This window comes from Flectobacillus longus (genome assembly GCF_030056705.1).
GTDB lineage: Bacteria > Bacteroidota > Bacteroidia > Cytophagales > Spirosomataceae > Flectobacillus > Flectobacillus longus.
Map to the genome: position 1 here is coordinate 84919 of NZ_JASHIC010000029.1, position 21185 is coordinate 106103.

13 protein-coding genes are annotated in these 21185 nt (G+C 36.5%); 9 read left to right on the top strand and 4 right to left on the bottom strand.

The window, feature by feature from the left end; all coding sequences use genetic code 11:
• Positions 1-37 precede the first annotated feature (37 nt).
• Together QM491_RS20465 and QM491_RS20470 are read right to left on the bottom strand one after the other, a co-directional pair.
• The gene (locus tag QM491_RS20465) at positions 38-2014 is read right to left on the bottom strand and encodes a thioredoxin domain-containing protein (protein WP_283329390.1); all 1977 of its coding nucleotides are present in this window, start codon (positions 2012-2014) and stop codon (positions 38-40) included.
• A 292-nt stretch (positions 2015-2306) separates the two neighbouring features.
• Positions 2307-3953 carry a T9SS type A sorting domain-containing protein gene (locus tag QM491_RS20470; RefSeq protein WP_283329391.1) on the bottom strand — a complete coding sequence of 549 codons (1647 nt, stop codon included), beginning with the start codon at positions 3951-3953 and terminating at the stop codon, positions 2307-2309.
• A gap of 236 nt (positions 3954-4189) precedes the next feature.
• On the opposite strand from QM491_RS20470, the gene QM491_RS20475 reads away from it, so the two are divergent.
• The 8 genes from QM491_RS20475 to QM491_RS20510 all read left to right on the top strand — a co-directional run bounded on the left by QM491_RS20475 (position 4190) and on the right by QM491_RS20510 (position 15106).
• Entirely contained in the window at positions 4190-5779 is a 1590-nt protein-coding gene (locus QM491_RS20475; protein ID WP_283329392.1) for an NAD(P)/FAD-dependent oxidoreductase, read from the top strand.
• A gap of 279 nt (positions 5780-6058) precedes the next feature.
• Positions 6059-6685 (top strand): NUDIX hydrolase, encoded by a 627-nt coding sequence (locus QM491_RS20480; RefSeq protein ID WP_283329393.1) that lies wholly within the window; start codon positions 6059-6061, stop codon positions 6683-6685.
• A gap of 38 nt (positions 6686-6723) precedes the next feature.
• Complete coding sequence (locus QM491_RS20485) at positions 6724-8406, top strand: hypothetical protein (RefSeq protein ID WP_283329394.1); 1683 nt, start codon at positions 6724-6726, stop codon at positions 8404-8406.
• A 204-nt stretch (positions 8407-8610) separates the two neighbouring features.
• Entirely contained in the window at positions 8611-11280 is a 2670-nt protein-coding gene (locus tag QM491_RS20490) for a DNA gyrase/topoisomerase IV subunit A (protein ID WP_283329395.1), read from the top strand.
• 296 nt (positions 11281-11576) lie between these two features.
• Entirely contained in the window at positions 11577-12236 is a 660-nt protein-coding gene (locus tag QM491_RS20495; RefSeq protein WP_283329396.1) for a SanA/YdcF family protein, read from the top strand.
• 153 nt (positions 12237-12389) lie between these two features.
• Positions 12390-13622 carry a sulfite oxidase gene (locus QM491_RS20500; RefSeq protein ID WP_283329397.1) on the top strand — a complete coding sequence of 411 codons (1233 nt, stop codon included), beginning with the start codon at positions 12390-12392 and terminating at the stop codon, positions 13620-13622.
• Between the two features lie 15 nt (positions 13623-13637).
• Positions 13638-14030, top strand: a complete 393-nt coding sequence (locus tag QM491_RS20505; RefSeq protein ID WP_283329398.1) for a hypothetical protein — start codon at positions 13638-13640, stop codon at positions 14028-14030.
• Positions 14031-14239: 209 nt separating this feature from the next.
• Positions 14240-15106 (top strand): dienelactone hydrolase family protein, encoded by an 867-nt coding sequence (locus tag QM491_RS20510; protein WP_283329399.1) that lies wholly within the window; start codon positions 14240-14242, stop codon positions 15104-15106.
• Between the two features lie 72 nt (positions 15107-15178).
• Here the strand turns inward: QM491_RS20510 and QM491_RS20515 are convergent, their stop codons facing one another.
• Both QM491_RS20515 and QM491_RS20520 read right to left on the bottom strand, forming a co-directional pair.
• Positions 15179-17110 (bottom strand): DsbA family protein, encoded by a 1932-nt coding sequence (locus QM491_RS20515; protein WP_283329400.1) that lies wholly within the window; start codon positions 17108-17110, stop codon positions 15179-15181.
• Positions 17107-18276, bottom strand: a complete 1170-nt coding sequence (locus QM491_RS20520) for a pyridoxal phosphate-dependent aminotransferase (protein WP_283329401.1) — start codon at positions 18274-18276, stop codon at positions 17107-17109. Before QM491_RS20520 ends, QM491_RS20515 begins: the two co-directional genes overlap by 4 nt.
• Positions 18277-18587: 311 nt before the next feature.
• Between QM491_RS20520 and QM491_RS20525 the strand changes: the two genes are divergently transcribed.
• Positions 18588-21173, top strand: a complete 2586-nt coding sequence (locus tag QM491_RS20525; RefSeq protein WP_283329402.1) for a glycosyl hydrolase — start codon at positions 18588-18590, stop codon at positions 21171-21173.
• The last annotated feature ends 12 nt before the right edge of the window (positions 21174-21185 follow it).

Below are 21185 nucleotides of genomic sequence, written 5' to 3' on the forward strand. Positions count from 1 at the left end.
ATAAAAATGGTCAACCTTTTGGCTGACCATTTTTGAGTTATAAAATTTGTTCCCAAGCGTCCTCGACCGTTTGTACAGGTCGGCGACATGCTTTGTTGAAACAAACATAAATATTGGTTTGTCCATCAAATGCCGTGCGATGTTCGAGCAATGGAAGCTCGCTTTTATCTTTTGTAGCCGATAGGACTTTATTAGGAAAATACTTTTGGTCAATCTTAGCTCTAAATGTCAAATAATCCTTACCAACTATAGCAATTTCGACAGTTGGGGTCACTAATTGTGATGCTAAGCAAGCCCAATTGGTAAGATAATCAACATTTTTTGTAAGCATATCTTTCATTTTGCCAACCATCAATTTGGATAAATCGATAAAATCCTCTCTATCCAAAATCAACCCAAGTGTATAAAAATTCTTAGCCATCATGGAGTTGGAGCTAGGAATAACATTATCGAAAATCTCTTTTTTACGAACAATTAAAGCCTCTGCATTTTTGTCTGTAAAGAAAAACAATTCATCTTGCTCATCCCAAAAATTGAGATAGACATACAAAGAAAGCTTTTCGGCAAGATGTAGCCATTTTTCTTCAAAGCAAACTTGATACAAGCTTGTAAATCCGTCGATAACGGCTGAATAATCCTCCAAAAATCCTGTAATTTTTGCCTCTCCGTTTTTGTAAGAATGCCATAACTGATTGTCATTCAACAAATACTTTTCGATAAAGGAAGCATTTTTTAAAGCTAAATCTAGGAACTTCTCTTCGCCAAAAACCTTGTAAGCATCAACCAAGCCCTTAAGCGCCAATCCATTCCAAGAACATAACATTTTATCGTCTAGCCCAGGTTTGATTCGTTGGTTTCTATACGCCATTAACAGGGCTATTTCTTCCGAAAAATCAGAATTTAAGAACGTATGATTTTTCCAAAGAATATTTACCCCATGCTCCCAGTTCCCCTCCATACTTACTTGATAAGCAAGACAAAACTTATCAGCTTTTTCGCCTAAAACCTGATGTATTTCGGCATGAGTCCACACATAATATTTACCTTCTACCCCTTCAGAATCAGCATCTTGTGCAGAGTATAATCCACCCTCTGGACTTAACATTTCACGTTCTAACCAATCTATCGTTTCGAAAACAACTTGCTGATAAAGAGGCAATTCTGTCAATGAATACGCTTCTGAATATAAACTTAATAGTTGACCATTATCATAAAGCATTTTTTCGAAGTGGGGACAAAACCATTCACCATCTACCGAATAGCGCGCAAAACCTCCTCCCAATTGGTCGTAAATTCCGCCTTTGGCGATTTTACTCAATGTCAAACGTACATGGGCTAAAGCTTCATCTTTTTTCTCTCCACCTGCTTGTATATATCTCAACAAAAACAACCAAACCGAGGGCATAGGAAACTTAGGGGCTCGTTTAAAACCACCCCATTGAGGGTCGAAAGTACCTGATAGTTTTTGGTACATGGCCTCTAAATCATCCATATTGAAGCCAACCTCGTCAGACTGCAAACCATATTTTACAGACTCCAAGAAAGACATATTTTCGGTAAAACCTTCTGCTGATTTTTGTAAATCTGGCAGATGATTCAGGAATCCCTCACTAACTGCATATAGTAGCTTTTTCCAATTCATAGGAGGGAAATATGTTCCTCCATAAAAAGGTTTTCCATCGGGCATCAAAAACACATTGAGTGGCCAGCCACCTTGAATTCCCATCGCCTGAACCGCATCCATATATATAGCATCCACATCGGGACGCTCCTCTCTATCTACTTTAATGCTCACAAAATGCTCATTCATAATGGTGGCTAGCTCTTCATTTTCGAAGCTTTCACGTTCCATTACATGACACCAGTGACACGCCGAATAGCCAATACTCACCAGAATTGGCTTGTTTTCTTCTTTTGCTTTATCAAGCGCCTCTTTGCCCCAAGGAAACCAATCTACGGGGTTGTGGGCGTGTTGTAACAAATAAGGAGAAGTTTCTTTTGCTAACCGATTCATAATTTTTGATATAAAAATGGTTGTAATTAAGTTAGTAGGTAAAATTAAAATAAATTTTACCCGCTTTAAGCTCTAGGCTTTATGCGGTAGGCTAAAAGTTTTAAATTGTATTTCTCATGAAGTAATAGAAACTTTTTTGCCTAATGCCTACGGCTTATAGCTTAAAGCGTATTAATGCTAATTTTCTTATTGCTTTTACACTTAATTCAAGGATTCATTTTAGAAATAAAGGAAACAAAATTAAAGATTTATGTGCTAAATGTGTTGTTCTAACACTATTCCTAAGCAAAACTTAATTATTCGTCAAAAACATCTTTTGCTCCATCAAATGCCCTTGATTATTTACCCTCAAAATATAGATACCAGTTGGTAACTTATGATTGATAAGCCGACGGTTGGTAACAAAACTTTCATTGGGCAAATCATCCCAATTTGCTTCATATCGAATATTGCCGTGTAAATCATATATCTGAACTGTTCCCATAATCGAACCATTACCTTGATACTCCAGATTAATAGGTCCAGCACTTGGATTGGGATAAACCAGTATTTTTTCGGTAAACTTTTCCAACGCAAAAGCCTCCAAAAAGGTTTCCTTTCCTTTTAACGCAATATTTTTAGTCCACGAACCAATACGAATTGTGAGGTTTGTAGTAGCATTATCGTTGGCAAATTCGTTGATAGCTGCCACCAAAACACTATCACCCTTGATGACTGCTCGCCAAATAGGGTCGTAATCTTGGAAATGTTGATGGGCAGTTTTGGGAATATAAAGAGAATAATCTCCAGTAAAGAAGTTTTTGTAAGCTGACAAACGATATAATCCATTGATAAAATATTCGTATTTATTAAAGTTCATAGTGTCCTGTCTAGCAAGTGGTCCTTCCCACAAAAAGATGCCTTTTGCCCCCGAGAAATAAGGCATAATAGCTTGTGCTTCAATTAGGTGTTTAGGGATTGACAGGTCATATCCATAATTTGAATTCTGACAACGATTATAATTGAGCCATTCAAAAAGAATAATATCTTTGTTACTACGAGCACGATTTGCCTCTACCTGAAATAGCTGATAGGCCACATTTCCATAATTTGGAAAAAAACGATACTCATAACATAAGTACGCAGAAGGGGTTAAATGAGAATTCTGAGCATAGAAGGGTCCGCCAACTTTCTGAGTAAGCGAATCTTTCATATAATAATTCAACGCAATTGGCTCATTTTGAATCGCCTTCCAAGAATAACCAATTGGAAATTCCTGATTTTTGATGGGAGCATCACTGTAAGAGGCGATTTTAGTAGTTTTAGGAAAACCACTATCCCACAAATAACTCATTGGTTGAGCATACAAATTCATTATATCACGCTTATACCGCTCTACAAATACCGAATCTGAAAGGCTTTTGAATTGCTGAGGTACACCCGACGATTGCTTTAAAGTCAAAATACTTCCATTGGTAGGTCTTTCTCGTTCTATATCCAAAACCATCAAATCATATAATGGGAAAGCACCCCCTCTTGTATTATTAAACTCGTTGGCAAGCATTTGCATAAATCCTTTCCAAGATGCTTGATAAGCAACAAGGTTATTGTCCCACGGACTCTCTAGCTCATACCAAGGTTGACCGGGCAAAGTAGCTACCCCATACCATAAAAGAGCTCTATTTTCTACAGGCAAATTTGCATCATAATCATTATATCTAGCCAAATGACTAAACCCATGCTTTAGGGGTTCCTGAAAATCATTTGCAAATCTTGGCCCAGTGTACACATTCAAAAAAGGCAATGAGAAGTTGGGGAATTGCTGCCAATTAATGGTTCCTTTCGTAATTGATGGGATAAATTCAAAGTTATTTTGACTAAATAAATGAGGCAAATGACTCATAAAAATCATCCAACAAACTACAAACTTGGAAAGCCTATTTTGCAAAATCATGAGCATATTTTATATTCGATTATATTGAATTTTTCTAATAATTTTAAAAACTATACAGGTTAAGATTAGTTCTTCATTTCAAAGAAAACGATGAAATGATAGAAAATTTCGGGTTGGCAAGTTTCTTTTTATCAAAAACGCTAAAATTCATCCTTTCTTACCAAAAATGCCTAGTGAAGAAGGATTCATCGTTCTTTTTTTGTTATTTTGTAAAAAATTTAAGGATAAAAACCTTACCAAATATGAAAAAACAACTTTCTCTGGTATTAGAACCAGAAATTGCATTTGACCAAGATAACTTCGTTAACAAAGTAAAGAATATTCTTCAAGTTTCATCACCCGATGAGGCTCATATAAGAGCTACAAAACGCTCAATTGACGCACGAGGTCGTCAAATAAAAGTTAACGTAGAGGTAGAAGCATTTATCAATGAAGCTCCCACCTCAATGATTGAGTTTAAAAAAGCATATAGCGATGTTTCCAAAGCTCCCCAAGCTATTATTGTTGGAGCAGGCCCTGCGGGAATGTTTGCTGCTTTGCGTTTGATTGAGTTGGGAATTAAACCCATTTTGCTCGAAAGAGGCAAAGACGTCAGAACTCGTCGTCGTGACTTGGCTGCTATCAACAAAGACCATTATGTAAATCCAGAATCAAACTATTGTTTTGGCGAAGGTGGAGCAGGTACTTATTCGGATGGCAAACTTTATACAAGAAGTAAAAAACGTGGCGATATTCGTCGTATTCTTGAAATTTTTGTAGCCCATGGTGCCACTGAAGAAATTTTGGTGGATGCTCACCCACATATTGGAACCAACAAGCTTCCAAAAATTGTGGCAGAACTTCGAGAAAGTATTAAAAATGCAGGAGGCGAAGTTCATTTTGAAACCAAAGTTACTGATTTTATTCTTGAACAAAATACACTTAAAGGTGTTGTCTTGGCAGATGGTCGTGAAATAAAGGGAATTGGAGTTATTTTAGCCACAGGACACTCTGCCAGAGATATTTTTGAGCTTTGCCAACAAAGGAATATTTATATCGAAGCCAAACCATTTGCAATGGGTGTGCGTATTGAGCACCCACAAAGCTTGATAGATTCGCTTCAGTATCATCGCAAAGAGCGTGGGCAATATCTGCCTGCGGCATCTTATAGTTTGGTAGCACAAACGCATTTTAAAGGTATTCAAAGAGGTGTGTTTTCATTTTGTATGTGTCCCGGTGGCTTTATTGTGCCTGCTGCTACCGCCCCTGGCGAATTAGTAGTCAACGGTATGTCTCCATCTCGAAGGGATTCCAAATTTGCTAACTCGGGAATGGTAGTTGCTGTAAACGACATTGACCTAGAGCCTTATAAAGACTTTGGTGCATTGGCAGGATTGCAATTACAAAAAGAGCAAGAACAACGTGCTTGTCAAATGATGAATGGTACTCAAATAGCACCAGCACAATTGGTAGGTGATTTTTTACAACAAAAAGTATCTAAAGAACTCCTCGAAACATCCTATCAACCTGGGCTCAGTAGTTCAGATATGCTTGATGTATTATTTCCACATATCGGAAAACCACTTCAAGATGGTATCAAGCAGTTTGGTCAAAAAATGAAAGGTTATGGCACAAATCTTGGACAAATTATCGGTATCGAAAGTCGTACGTCTTCGCCAGTACGTATTCCCAGAGATAAAGAAAGTCTAGAACACGTCATTGTTAAAAGGCTATATCCTTGTGGTGAAGGAGCTGGCTATGCTGGAGGTATTATGTCGGCGGCAATGGATGGGGAAAGATGTGCTGAACAACTCGTAGCACGATATGCCCCCAACAGTCATTATAGTTTGTAAATTATACGAAAAATATTCCTCTAATCGTTTGAAAGAAGAAAAAAACAACTTTTTATTAAACGGTTAGGGGCTTTTTTAAGCGTTTGATTTTCAATTAAAAGGAAAGAAAATAAAGTTTCATATTTAGAAGAAATGGCGATTTTTCTGCTAGAAAATTATATTATCTTACCCAAATGGCAATGCTAAAGTTTGTATATATGCTCATTTCCTACTAATTTATATCAATTTCATACATTCTATTCAATAATAAAACAATCGACATTGCTATTGAGATAATTTATGACTGACTTCAATCACTTTATCGACAACTTGAGACAGCGCTTTACATTACCCTTACCAGGTGAAAGCGCCCATATACGTATGGCATCAAGTTCGAGGTTAAAATTCAAGTTAGGACCCAACGAAAAAACTCGACAAAGCGCTGTACTGATTTTGTTCTACCCACACGAGGGGAAAATTTATCTTCCTTTGATTTTGAGACCAGCCTACGACGGAGTTCATGGTGGACAAATGGCGTTTCCTGGAGGAAGAAAGGAAAGAGAAGATGAAAATCTGATAAGAACTGCGATGAGAGAAGCCCAAGAAGAAATTGGGGTTCGTCTTACTGACGTCAAAGTGTTGGGTGAAATTTCTAAATTATTTATCCCGCCTTCAAATTTCTATGTACAGCCCGTAATTGGATACATGGAAAAAAGACCTGAATTTTACCCAGACCCAAGAGAGGTAGACCAAGTGGTCGAAGTGTCGCTTGATGAATTGCTAAACCCAGCCAATATTGGTAAAAAAATCCTAAATGTCAGAGGTACAGAAGTAGAAGCAGCCTTTTTTGATATTCAAGGACATACCGTTTGGGGGGCAACAGCAATGATGATTGCAGAAATGATTGATCTTATTCAATCTCAATGATTATTGTTACTATCTCCTCATTTTATTAAATACACCCAATGAAAACTCAAAAGTACGCATTCGGAATTTCGTTGCTGTTATTCCTAGTCTTTATCATTTTTTTACAACAATACTGTTACAATTTTTTCTTTGCCGATGACTATCATCTTCTTCGATATGTAACAGATTCACAACAAGGAAAAAGCTTCAAAGAACAATTTTCGCTATTATTTGATTTACACAATGAACACCGAATTATCTTTCCTCGATTATTTACGTTACTAATTTATCAAATCGAAGGGTTTATCGACTGGAAAACCTTTAATATCATCTCCTTATTTTACTATTTAGGTATTTGTTGGATATTTAATCTTGCTTTTAATAAGTTAAAAGTTTCGGCATGGTACTTTCTTCCGATACCATTATTATTATTCCATCCATTATCACATGAAAATATATATTGGACAATCTCGGTACTACAACAAGTAGGAAATCTATTTTGGGCAATGTTGTTGTTTTGGCTTATTACCAATCCTAATAAAAAATATTTTTACTGGGCATTTGTTGTAGGGTTTGTACTCACATTTACACATGGGAATGGACTATTTGGATTATTAATTGCTGGGGTCATTTTATTCCTTACCAGACGAATAACAGATTTGCTCAGATGGTCAATATTTACGGTAGCGCTATTCTCAGTCTATTTTTATCAATATAGAAGTGGACAAAACTCCAATGTATCACAAAGTTTGCATCATATTGACATGCTTCTTAGGTGCTTCTTCACATTTTGGGGTAGTATTACGTGGCACTTCACCAATCATTACAATGTCACAAATATCTTTGCAGCATGTACTGGTGTATTAATAGTAGGTCCTCTTATTATCATTTTAGGTAAATACTTTTTTACAAAGCTATTGACCCCAAAAATTACTTTAGATGACCGCAATTTATTTCTATTAGCCTGTTTTGGCTACTTGTTGGTTACTTCAGCTTTAGTGGCATTGAGTAGAGCTTGGATTGGCTATGGAGCAGGGTTGGACAATCGTTACGCTCACAACTCGCTATGGGCAATTGCCTTACTGTATCTTACCCTGTTGTTGAATTCGCCAAAAGCTATCCATAAAACACTTGGAGTAATGGCTATTGCTGGAGCTTTTGTAATTAATGTTTTTGGTTGGTATTCATCAACTATCAAATTGAAGTATCAATTTGATAGTGAACGCGCAGAGGCTTTTAATTACAGAATGAATGGTGTAATATTTAGAGAATCGCCTATATTCAACAGTAATATTAAACAAACCTTGGCGCTATCTTACAAAAATGGTATCAGCAAATACTCTGACTTTGATTTAGATGTCCTAAATTCATTTGAAAATGCTACAATTGAGTTGAAAAAAGATTCAACTTTTAAATTAACTACTGTTCCATCTACTACCACAATTCAGGATGCAAAAAATCCAACCATTCTAGTATCCTACCTAATTGAAGCTCAAGCCTTTCCCTATAATGAGAATACTTTTTTAATGTTGCATTCTGATAAAGCCAATTATTTAGTACCCGTCGAACATAAACACGGCAGAAAAACTGATTTATTATTTAAAGGAAAATATTTTGGCGATGGCTTCTATGCAACTTTCTTAACAAGTAATCTACCCAAAGGAAAATATCAGTATTCAATTGTTCAAAAAAATGACAAAACATATAAAATAACGCTTCTTGAACAATTTTTGGAGATTTAATTTTCACCTAACCAATAATTTACCCGTTTTCTTAGCCATTTTTTCAAAATACAGACCGAGTAGATATTTTTTTTACCCATATTTTTTTCGTAATTTGGGGTTTTGTAAAAGTAACAAACGTAAACTTAAGACTAAGTTCACCTAATCAGAACTATGTCATACTTGATCTTAAGTTGACTTTAAAAATTTTGAGAATACGCTGTAATGGAAAACACAAATCAGACAGAAAATTTCGACGAAAACAAGAACCCGAAAAGCGAAGATGCATTACATGAGCAAGTGGCAGTGGCTGGGTTGTACGAAAACTGGTTTCTGGAATACGCATCGTATGTAATTTTGGAACGTGCCGTACCAGCCGTAGAAGATGGTCTAAAGCCAGTACAACGCCGTATCTTACATGCCCTTAACGAAATGGATGATGGTCGCTTTAACAAAGTGGCCAATGTAATAGGTCAAACTATGCAATACCACCCTCATGGGGATGCTTCTATCAACGAAGCACTGGTAAACATGGGGCAGAAAGATTTATTATTTGATTGCCAAGGTAACTGGGGTGACATCCGAACGGGTGATAGCGCAGCAGCAGCTCGTTATATAGAAGTTCGATTATCAAAATTTGCTCAGGATGTAGTCTTTAATCCTCAAACTACTGATTGGCAACTGTCATATGATGGACGAAAGAAAGAGCCAATTACGCTGCCTGTCAAGTTTCCATTGTTACTGGCACAAGGAGTAGAAGGGATTGCTGTAGGTTTGGCTACCAAAATCATGCCTCACAATTTTGTGGAGCTTATTGAAGCCTCTATTGATATTCTCAAAAATAAGAATGTTGAAATTTTTCCAGACTTTTTAACAGGCGGTTTAATCGATGTTTCTAATTACAATGATGGTATGCGTGGAGGCAAAATCCGCGTTCGTGCCAAAATCGAAGAATTAGACAAGAAAACACTCATTATTAAAGAAATACCATTTGCTACAACTACTACCAGTTTGATTGAATCCATTATCAAAGCAAACGATGCTGGAAAAATCAAAATCAAAAAAGTAATAGACAATACCGCAAAAGATGTAGAAATTCAAGTTCAGCTAGCTCCTGGTACATCTCCCGATGTAACCATCGATGCACTTTATGCCTTTACTGACTGTGAGGTTTCTATTTCGCCCAATGCTTGTGTAATCATTGCTGACAAACCGCATTTTGTAGGAGTTAGCGAAGTATTAAAAGTTTGCACCCGTCAAACCTTAGAGTTATTAGAACAAGAACTCGAAATTCGTAAAGGAGAGTTATTGGAAAAATTGCTCTTTAGTTCACTCGAAAAAATCTTTATCCAAAATAAAATCTATCGTGACATCGAAAACTGCGAAACCTTCGAGGAGGTAGTAGCTACGGTAGATAAAGGATTAGAGCCTTATAAGTCTCAATTCTATCGCGAAATTGTAGAGGAAGACTTGCTGCGTCTATTAGAAATTCGTATTAAGCGTATTTCTAAATTCGACTCTTTCAAAGCCGATGAGTTGATGATTAAATTGCAAGATGAACTCAACGAGGTAAATGATAACCTTGCCAATCTGGTTCGATATGCGATTGATTACTACAAAATGCTCCTCAAAAAATACGGTAAGGGACGTGAGCGTAAAACTGAAATTAGAAACTTCAATACCATTACCGCAGCAGTAGTTGCAGCTGCCAACCAAAAGCTCTATGTAGACCGCGAAGGAGGCTTTATTGGATACAGTCTCAAAAAAGACGAATATGTAATGGATTGTTCAGATATCGATGATATAATCGTATTCCGTAGAGATGGCTCTTGTGTGGTAACAAAAATTCAAGATAAGGTATTTGTCGGAAAAGACATTATTTACTGCTCTGTCTTTAAAAAGAATGATGACCGCAAAGTTTACAACTTGGTGTATTTTGATGCCAAATCAGGAACAAGTTATATCAAACGCTTTAAGATCACTGCTGTAACTCGTGATAGAGTATATGATTTAACGGCAGGAAATCCGAAGTCAAAAGTACTTTATTTTACTGCCAACGATAATGGTGAGGCAGAGGTAATTCAAGTAAATCTAACGGCTTCTTGTACAGCCCGTGTCAAACAATTTGAATACGATTTCAAAGATTTACTCATTAAGGGTCGTGATTCGATGGGTAATGTTTTGACAAAATATCCAGTAAGAAAAATCATTCAAAAATCTGCTGGGGTTTCTACCTTAGGTGGCTTGGATATTTGGTATGACCCAACCATTGGTCGTCTAAATCGTGATGAGCATGGCAAATATCTTGGTAATTTTGAGGCCAAAGACCATATCTTGGTAATCTATAATGACGGTCAATATGAGTTAACCAACTTCGAATTAACTAACCGTTACGAACCAAAAGATATTGCTGTCTTAATCAAGTTTGTACCAGAGAGTATCATTTCTGCGGTGTATTATGATGGCGGTAGCAAATTGTATTATGTCAAACGTTTCAGAATAGAAACGACAACGGTAGATAAGAAATTTTTATTTATTTCGGACGAAAAAGGTTCAAAACTACATTTTGCCTCAGTCGACGTTTATCCACGTATCGAGCTTGCTTTCAAAAAGGATGAAAAAGGTGCATCCCTTGAGCACGAAGAAATTGCTTTAGATGAAGTAGCAGAAATTAGAGGTTGGAAAGCTTTAGGTAGTAAACTTAGTACACATAAAGTACAGGGGATAAAAGCATTGGAGCCCAAAATCGTAGAAATTCTTTTGCCAGAGAGTTCAGAAGATGAAGTCAGTACTGAAACTAATGAAGCTATTGCTACAAAATTAGTTGAGCCAGAGGAAATAGAATTCCCTGAAAACTCTGACTCAGGAACTGGAGAACAATTAGGATTATTCTAATTTTTATCATATTAATTAAAAGTCTGATAATTCATATCTGTACCCTACAGTACGGTGAGGTTATCAGACTTTTTTTTTATATATTAGGGAAATACTTTTAATATTAATTAAATATTAAGACCTAAACTTAAACTTTTCTAATAAAAAATTTAACAATTTCACCAACATATCCTGCCGATTTTAGCGTTATCTCTATAAATGGCATATTAAAAAAATCGGATAGATGACTTGTAAATGGATTTTGAATAATGTTTTGGAAAAGTTAAGAGAAATAAGCAACGTTGTACCAAAGCTATATGAAAAGTACCCTTGAAATAGCGATTCGAGAACCACTTAATTTTACCCGATTTATCAAGCGGGTGATTAAGGGGCTTATTGCATTGGGATTCATGGGAATTATTTTGGTTTTGATGAGTAATATCTGGATTGTTTTTTCTACTGAAAATTATAACTATTATAATATCGACAATCTTCCTTCAAATGATTTTGCACTTGTTTTGGGAACAAGCAAAAATGTTACGAGAAGCAAAGAAAATTTATTCTTTCGTTACCGTATTGAAGCCGCAGCAAGACTTTATCATGAAGGCAAAGTAAAGTACCTTATATTGAGTGGCAATCATGATTCTATCTTTTACAACGAACCTGCTGATATGCGCCAAGCACTCCTTAAACTAGGTGTGCCTTACGATGTCATGATTTTAGATTTTGCAGGTTTCAGAACTTATGACTCTATCGTTCGTTGCAAAAAAGTTTTCAATCAGCAAAAATTTACCATTATCTCACAACCGACCCATAATGCTAGAGCCTTATTTTTAGCACAACATCTAGGAGTTGATGCCGTAGCATTTGCCGCCCAAGATGTTCCATCAGGCTACAAAACTTATCTTCGTGAGTACCTAGCTCGTCCCAAAGCAATTTTAGATGTGTACTTCCTTGAGTCTCAAAAATATAATTAAATAAATACTTTGCACTCATTGATTATTTGTAGAGATTAAAAACTTTTAAAACTATTTATCCTATAGGATAAGATACAAACCAAGCAATTCATTATAGACTCTTACGGAAAGTTGATTATATTTACAAAAATTGAACAAAGCCCTCATTTAACCATGACGCAAAAAAGAAGAAACTTTTTGAAAAAACTCATTGGAACAAGTGCAATTAGTGTACTTGGTACTGAAATAGTTTTTGCCAATAATATGCCAGAAGGCTACTCTCCTATCATTCTGAATTCGCTGGATGATAATGCGCTTGAAATGCTCAAAAAAAATAAAGAAATGACCATTTTGAGCGACCGCCCTTGGAATGTAGAAGCTCCAGCGCATCTTCTTGATGATGAGATAACTCCTCTCGACAAAATGTTTGTGAGAAATAATGGAAATCCTCCTGAAAATATAGACATCAAAACGTGGACACTCACCATTGAAGGCGAATCAGCTAAAACAAAAAAGACATTTACATTAGAACAACTCAAGAAGCAATTTAAACAATATACTTATCAAATTCAGTTAGAATGTGGAGGTAATGGTCGAAGTGGTTTTGTACCTCAAGCTTCTGGTAATCAATGGTCTGAAGGTGCAATTAATTGCGCTGAATGGACAGGTGTACGCCTAAAAGACGTACTAAATTCAGTTGGAATCAAAGATGATGCCGTCTATATTGGTTATTTTGGCAAAGATACTCACTTGAGTGGCGACCCTAAAAAAGTTACGATTTCTCGTGGTGTACCAATAAAAAAAGCATTGGAGGATGAAAGCTTATTAGCATGGGCTGTCAACGGACAAGAAATTCCATTGATGCACGGGTATCCATTAAGATTGATTCTTGGAGGATGGCCAGCTTCTGTTTCAGGAAAATGGCTAGAAAAAATTGTAGTACGTAATAAAGTACATGATGGTGAAAAAATGGACGGGACGCATTACCGTGTGCCTTTATACCCGATTGAACCAGGCGGAAAAGCACCAGATAGCGATTACAGAATCATAGAATCAATGCCTGTAAAATCAGTTATTACCTATCCCAAAACTGGCGCTATGATTGATGATGGCAAAACAATCAGTTTGAGAGGACATGCTTGGGCAGGCGATTTGGAGGTGAGTCAAATGGAAATTTCAATTGATTTTGGCGCTACTTGGCAAAAGGCTAGCCTACAAAAAGCTAAAAACAGATTGGCTTGGCAACATTGGTCAACAGAGGTAAAATTTCCAAGAAAAGGCTATTATGAAGTTTGGGCAAAAGCTACCGATGCCAAGGGTATCTCTCAGCCAATGGTCATTCCTGCATGGAATCCAGCAGGATATCTCAATAATTCGTGTCATAGAATCGCAATAAAAGTGGTTTAACCCAACTGTTATCTTATGAAAAAAATCATGATATTGGCAACAATGCTTTCTATGGCCTACTTGGCTTCATTGGGAAAAATTACGCCACAAAAATACAGTTCAAAAGCTATTTACGTAGATTCGACCAAAGGATTAGACCCTGAAACAGGATTGGTTATTGCCAAAGAATTAGACATGGTCAAAGCCCAATGTACAGGTTGTCATTCGAGTAAAATGATTTTACAATTCAGAGCTTCTCGAGAAGGCTGGTTAGAAAGAATTCGTTGGATGCAAAGAACACAAAAACTTTGGGATTTGGGAGAGGCCGAGCCAATAGTCCTTGATTATTTGAGCAAATATTATGGTCCTGTCAAGCATGCACAGCGCCGTCAGCCCCTTTCAAATATACAATGGTATAAATTGAATTAAAAGATTTAGCTAGTATCCAACTTCGAAAGGCGATATAATTAGCTATATGTGACGGCATATATCTAACTATATCGCCTTTTGGTCGAATATTTCAACAAGACTTAGAACAATTGTAGGCAAATTTCTATTATTAAGAAAGAATTGGCGAATGTTCATTTATGAATCATACACCAGTTCATTAATCATTCATCCAAAACTCATCGTAGAAAATGAACAAACTTTGGCTATCTCTCAATCTCCTTGTTGTTAGTATAATGGGATACTTTGTTGCAAAACCTATCGAACAACCTGAAAATCAAATTACAGTTTGTCATGCACCAGTGTCGGGTGATATGGCTCAATTTGCCAACGACCCAAATTTTATTGCTTTACACCCAGCACCAGAAGCCATCAAATTTGTAGCAGAAGGTGAATCTATTACTTACCCAACAGCCGACGGTAACACTGCTAGTGCATATATTGTCAAAGCCAAAAAGAAATCTGACAAATGGCTATTTGTGTACCAAGAATGGTGGGGACTCAATGACCATATCAGACATCAAGCAGATGTTTTTTACAACGATCTTGGGGGAAAAGTAAATGTTATTGCCTTGGATATGTATGATGGAAAATCGACGACTAACCCACAAGAAGCAGGAAAGTTAATGCAAGGCGTAGTTGAGTCGAGACTTGAAAACATTGTAAAAGGTGCAATTACCTATGCAGGACCAAAAGCTCAAATTGCCAATGTAGGCTGGTGTTTTGGCGGAAGTTGGTCACTAAAATCAGCCTTATTAGGAGGTAAACAAACCATTGGTTCAGTAATGTATTACGGAATGCCAGTAAAAGATGTTGAAAAATTAAAGACTCTTAACAGTGATGTGTTAGGCTTATTTGCCACTGAACAATATATCTCACAACAAGTTATCGAAGATTTTGCGGCAAATATGAAAACAGCGAATAAAAAGCTGACCTACAAAATTTTCAATGCAGTTCACGGTTTCTCAAACCCAAGTAACCCAAAATATGACGAAGCTGCCAGCAAAGAGGCGTATGGCATGGCGTTGGGCTATTTGAAGGAGAAGTATAAGTTGTAAAAAATTTGTTTTAGTATAAAAAAGGCCTCAATGTTGATAACATTGAGGCCTTTTTTATACTAAAATCGTCGGTTAATAATCCGCCAATTTACTCTTCCAAATTATACCATTTTTACTCTCAAATTTGTCGATATATCCTCTTTCGTAAAGATCGTCCAAGGTTTTTTCGGTGTCTTCTACCGATTTTTCACTCAGGAATGAAAACTCTTTGTTGGTCATGGTCGAAAAACAACTGAACAAGAAAACAGGATCTGTATTCAAGCTTCTTTTTTGTGCATTTGGAATCAATTGATGAATGATGTCTTCAAAATATTCATATTCTTGATACCCTTTCGCAATAATCGTTTTATTGTCTTGATTCGTAAAAATTAGTGTCGGAAACACACCAACTTCCATATTTTGCGCCAAAATCAAATCATTCCGAAATGCTTCTTGTGCCTTTGTTTCGTAATCTTTGATAAATTTGGCCGAATCTAGCCCTACTTCGAAAGCTGCGTTTTCCAAATAATTGAGATCTACAATATTCTTTTTTTCTAAGAATAACATTTCTTTGATTCTTCTTAAAAACAAAATTGCCAAGTCTCCATCTTGCATTTGAGCTGCCTTGAATGCTATTGAAGGTGGATAAGAAGAAGGCAAAGGATCTTCCAACCAAATATCTCCGTCTAAAGGTATTCCATGAATCATACAAACTTCTTCCCAGTGCGATGCAACATCAGATGGCTGGGTAATTGGTCCACGTTGATAATCTGTCCATGAAGGCAAAAGTCCTCCCATACGATAGTCGATATCAAAATATTCGCCATACTCCAATTTTAACCTACGCAACATTGGTTGAACCACCCAACATGTTGAACAAATGGGATCGGTAAAATATTGCACCTTCAATGGTTTATCCCCTTTATCATCTGACTCTTTTTTAGAAATCAGTGGTACGACCATTTTATCTCCGTCTATTTTTTCTGGGTGCATAAAGAGCTCTTTTAACTCTCTTCCCAAATAGATATGTTTGGAAATCTCATCTTTGCGAGAGGCATAGTATTGTTCAAATGCCAATTCTGAATTTCCAATTTTTAACAACACATCGGTCAATGCTTTTGCATCGAGAATGGCATTGGTTGTTCCTGCACTGGTAAATGGTAAGGCCAAATGAGCTGCGTCGCCAATCAATACGATGTTTCCTTGATGAAATTTAGGCAATAACCCAAAATCTCTGGTATTCCAAATATAGCTCGTTGAATAATCATTTGTAGCCAGCAATTCATTGACAATTGGCGGAAAATCGCTTAATTGAAAATCGCAAAAGGCCTTAAGTTGCTCAGGAGTAGACTTGTCACAACAGTCTGCCTCTAGCGAATTGTATTGCATAAACCAAACAAAATCTGAAGCAGATACAGGAATCATACCAAAACTAATTCCTCTGGTATCGCTCTGAAATTTGGTAAATACATTGGGCAATTTAGAAGCAAGTGCTTCATTTTTACACAAACCTACCACTTCTTTTACTTCTACTTTAGTAAATTCTACTGAACCAAACACGGCTTCTCTAACAGCAGAGTTACTACCGTCTGCCCCGATAAAAATATCACCATATTCGATTTCTCCGTTGCTAAACTGAGCGGCAATGGCTTTCCCATTTTCATAAATAAAATGGGAAAAAATACGTCCTGTCTTGATGAGCCCTTCGGGAACAAGACGATTCAAAAATGCAATTAAGTCTTTTCTCCTAATACAACGCCAAAGATTTAGCTTTTGGCGTTTTACAGGTTCTCCGTTACTTTTATTAAAATTAAACTCTCCGATTTCGATGCCTGGCAACGGAACATTCTTGCCTTCACTCAATTCCTCAAGGATAGACCATCCGTCTAGATGCATTAAAAAAGCATGACCTCTGGTATGAAATTCGGTCATTTTTTCATTGATAACTACTTCAATATTTTGTTTGTTTAGCAACAAGCCAAGTGACAATCCTGCCACTCCACCACCAATTATTACAACTTTCATAAGTAATTAAGTGCGGTTTTTATATTATTAAGTGCGTTAGAAAGAATTCCTTGTGATGTGGCAAAGCTTAGTCTAATATAACCATCAGCGCCAGTTCCAAACCATTGTGGCAAACCTGGTACCACTGCTACTTTGGCTGTTTCAAGTAGATACGATTGTATTTCAGCGCTGGTTTTGCCAGTTCCTGTAATATCTGCAAATGCAACATAACACCCTTGAGGTGCTATACAGGATACTCCTTTACTTGCATTGAGTTCAGATACACACATATCACGCATCTGTTGAAGATGTTGAATAAATGCCTCTAGCCATGATCCGCATTCGTTTAAGGCAGTGGTTGCAGCAATTTGCCCTAAAACGTTTGCTCCATGAACAGTAGATTGATGTAAAGAGGCTTGAAAAATTTTATTAGCATGAGTTTGATTGAAAGCTACTACCGAACCAATACGCAATCCTGCTAAGCCATACGATTTACTATATCCTGTAACAATAACAGTATGTTGTCGGATACTCTCATCTAAGCTTGCAATACTGGTATAGGTGTATGGTTGATACACAATATCACTCCAGATTTCATCAGACAAAATGACAAGATTGTGTTTGATTGCAATTTCTCCTAGTATCTTCAATTCGGCAGGAGTAAATACTTTCCCCGTTGGATTTAAAGGATTACAAAGACAAATCATTTTTGTTTTGGGAGTGATTAATGTTTCTAATTCCCAAAAATCAACAAACTCCTGACCTGAAGGAATACCATAAGGAATAGCATTTGCACCAACAGTTTCGATAGAGTATTTAAAGAGAAAATCAACTGGGTTAAAAATAATTGCCTCATCTCCTTTTTCGAGAAAAGCTTTGCAAATAACATAAATTCCAAATGCCGCACTATCTACAGGAAAAGTAAATTCAGGTTTGGCAGGAACGTTTCGTTTGTTGTGAAAAAATTGGGCTACGCTTTCTTTAAACTGAGGAAGTCCTTCGGGTGGAGCATAACATAAATAGCGGTCTTTAATAAATCTAGTTAGGGCATCGGCTATTTGTGGTGCACTCGGGAAGTCAGGGTCCGCTGCGGTTAATGGTATCACGCCTTCAGGAACAGTCGCCCAGCGTAAGTTGTAGGCACGCTCTTTTAGAATGTCTACATTTACAGTCGAGTCGTCAAACATATGATAATCGTAAGGGGTATAATTGTATATTTTATGGGTATTCAATAATCTTAATCACAATAATTTTCTTTGTATGCTAAATATGTACAATAAAAGTAGAAAAAACAATTTTATAATAGAAATTTCTCGAATAAATATTCAGTTAAATATATAATCATATTATATATTTCTTTGTTTGATAGACTTCAAAATATTTTTTTGTTCAAGGTATATATCGAATTTTATCCTATTTCCAGTATGCTACAGGATGCAGTTCCTACTTTTATTTTTTATCTATGTATCTTGAAAAAATTAAAATAATCATATCAAAAATGAAAATTATCTCCTTTACAAAATCAGAGCATCTAAGATTTGGCAACTTTTTAATGAAATGTTTGCCACTAATTTTTCTTCTGATTGGAACGTTTACTACAAATGCACAAAAATATAATACGCATAAGCCTTGGGCTTATTGGTGGTGGATGGGAAGTGCAGTAGACGAAGCAGGTATCCGTAAAAACTTACAAGATTATGCTCAAGCTGGATTTGGTGGACTACATATCATTCCGATTTATGGGGTAAAAGGTAATGACGCCAACAACCTTGACTTTTTGAGTCCAAAATGGAATCAAATGTTGGCTTTTACTGTAAAAGAAGCACGAAACTTAGGTTTGGGAATAGATATGACAATGGGCACGGGGTGGCCATTTGGCGGAAAACACGTAAGTGAAAAAGATGCAGCTAAAGCTTTTGAGATTGTATCGGAAAATGGAAAAACCAGTGTCAAAGTTTTACCTACCAAACAAAAAGTAAAGCGTGCAGCGCCAGGTGGCGAAGGATTTGTACTCGACCACTTCAACAAGGAGGCATTGGATAATTACATGAAGCCATTTCAAACGCTATTTCAATTACCAGAATATGGAGTACGTGCGCTTTACAATGACTCGTATGAGGTGTATGGAGCCAACTGGACTAACGATTTTTTAGAAGAATTTCAGAAAAGGCGTGGTTATGATTTAACACCTTATCTAAACATTTTGGCAAAAACTGAAACTAAAGACCTGCTTGAAAAAAGAATCTTTGGCGACTACAATGCCACAATCGCAGATTTGTGCAGAGAAGAATTTACTAAAACTTGGGCTGAGGGTGTTCGAAAAATGGGTAAAATCTCTCGAAATGAGGCGCATGGCTCTCCTGGGAATATGTTGGACTTGTACGCTCTATCTGATGTACCTGAAACAGAGTACTTTGGGACAAAGTATTTTGACATTCCATACTTTAGAAGAGATCCAAAATTTGAGGAAGCTAGATATGGCGTACCTGATCCTCAAGTAATCAAATTTGCTAGCTCTGCTGCTAATACTGAAAACAAAAAATTTGTGGGCTCAGAAACCGCAACTTGGCTAGCAGACCATTTCAAGGTATCATTATCGCAGGTAAAACCAATTATTGATGAATCCCTGACTTCGGGCATCAACCATATTTTTTATCATGGTGTGCCTTATTCTCCTCCGCAAGAGGCCTATCCGGGTTGGTTGTTCTATGCGTCTACTAACTTTAATCAACAAAGTCATTTCTGGAATGAATTACACTTTTTGAATGAGTACATAGCTCGTTGTCAGGAACTTTTGCAAGAATCGAAGGCACAAAATGATGTATTACTCTACTTCCCTATCCATGACATTTGGCACGATGCTGGGGGAAAAGAACATGTACATCTATTATCTGTACACGCCAATGCACAGGAACTTTTATTCAATAATTCGTTTGGACAAGTCGCTAAACTTTTACAATCTAAAGGATTTAACTTTGACTATGTATCTGATATACAATTGACTCAGTTAAAATATATAAACGGAAAACTACAAAGTCGTGGTGGTTTGACTTACAAAACTATCGTAATTCCTAAGACCCAGTATTTGCCAACAGAAACACTTAAAGCCTTACAAAAGCTACAAAAACAAGGTGCACCAATTTTATTTGTAGACCAATTGCCTGCCAATACTGCTGGCTTTAAGGATTGGGAATCGAATGAAACATTATTAGCCGATTTTAATAAAAATCTTAAAGCGACTGACATTTCTGCACTATCTAGTTCTTTAGCAAAACTTGGAATAACCTCAGAGGAAATGGTAAGCAAGGGAATATCCTTTATCAAAAAACAAAATGCCAAAGGCTCAATATATTTTATTAGTAATTTCTCACAGCAATTTCAAGAAGGAAATTTATTACTCGGTGCTAAAGGAGAAGCTGTAGAAATCTATGACCCACTACATCAAACCAAACAGTATATTCCATTTAGTAGAAGAGGCGCTTACACAGAAATCAAATTAGCACTTTTAGCTGGAGAAAGCCGTTTTGTACAGTTTTTTGACAAAAAGACTGCTCAGAATATTACCAAAAATACGACTGCCCAACCTACTCACAAAGTTGACATTAAGGGTACATGGAATATTGAGTTTTTGGAAGGACAGCCATTTTTGCCAAAATCTTACCAAACAGACAAATTAGACTCATGGACTAGTGTCGGAGACTCCACCAATCAATATTTTACAGGAACTGCTAAATATTCCATAGATTTTGACTGGAAGTCAGTAAAAGAAAACGTGATTTACTTAAATCTAGGCAATGTTCGTGAATCGGCAAAAGTAACGTTGAATGGTCAAAATTTGGGTACACTTTGGTGTTTACCTTTCAATGTAGCCATTCCTAGCAAGCTGTTAAAAGAAAAAAATCATTTAGAAATTGAAGTAAAAAATCTTTCAGCCAACAGAATGAGGTTCATAGACAAACAATCTCATAATTGGAAAAAATTTAAGGATATCAATATCGTAGATATTCAATACAAATCATTGGAACCGTCGACTTGGGAACCCGAACCATCGGGTTTGCTAGGATCAGTTCAAATACTTTACTAAGAATAAAGAAGT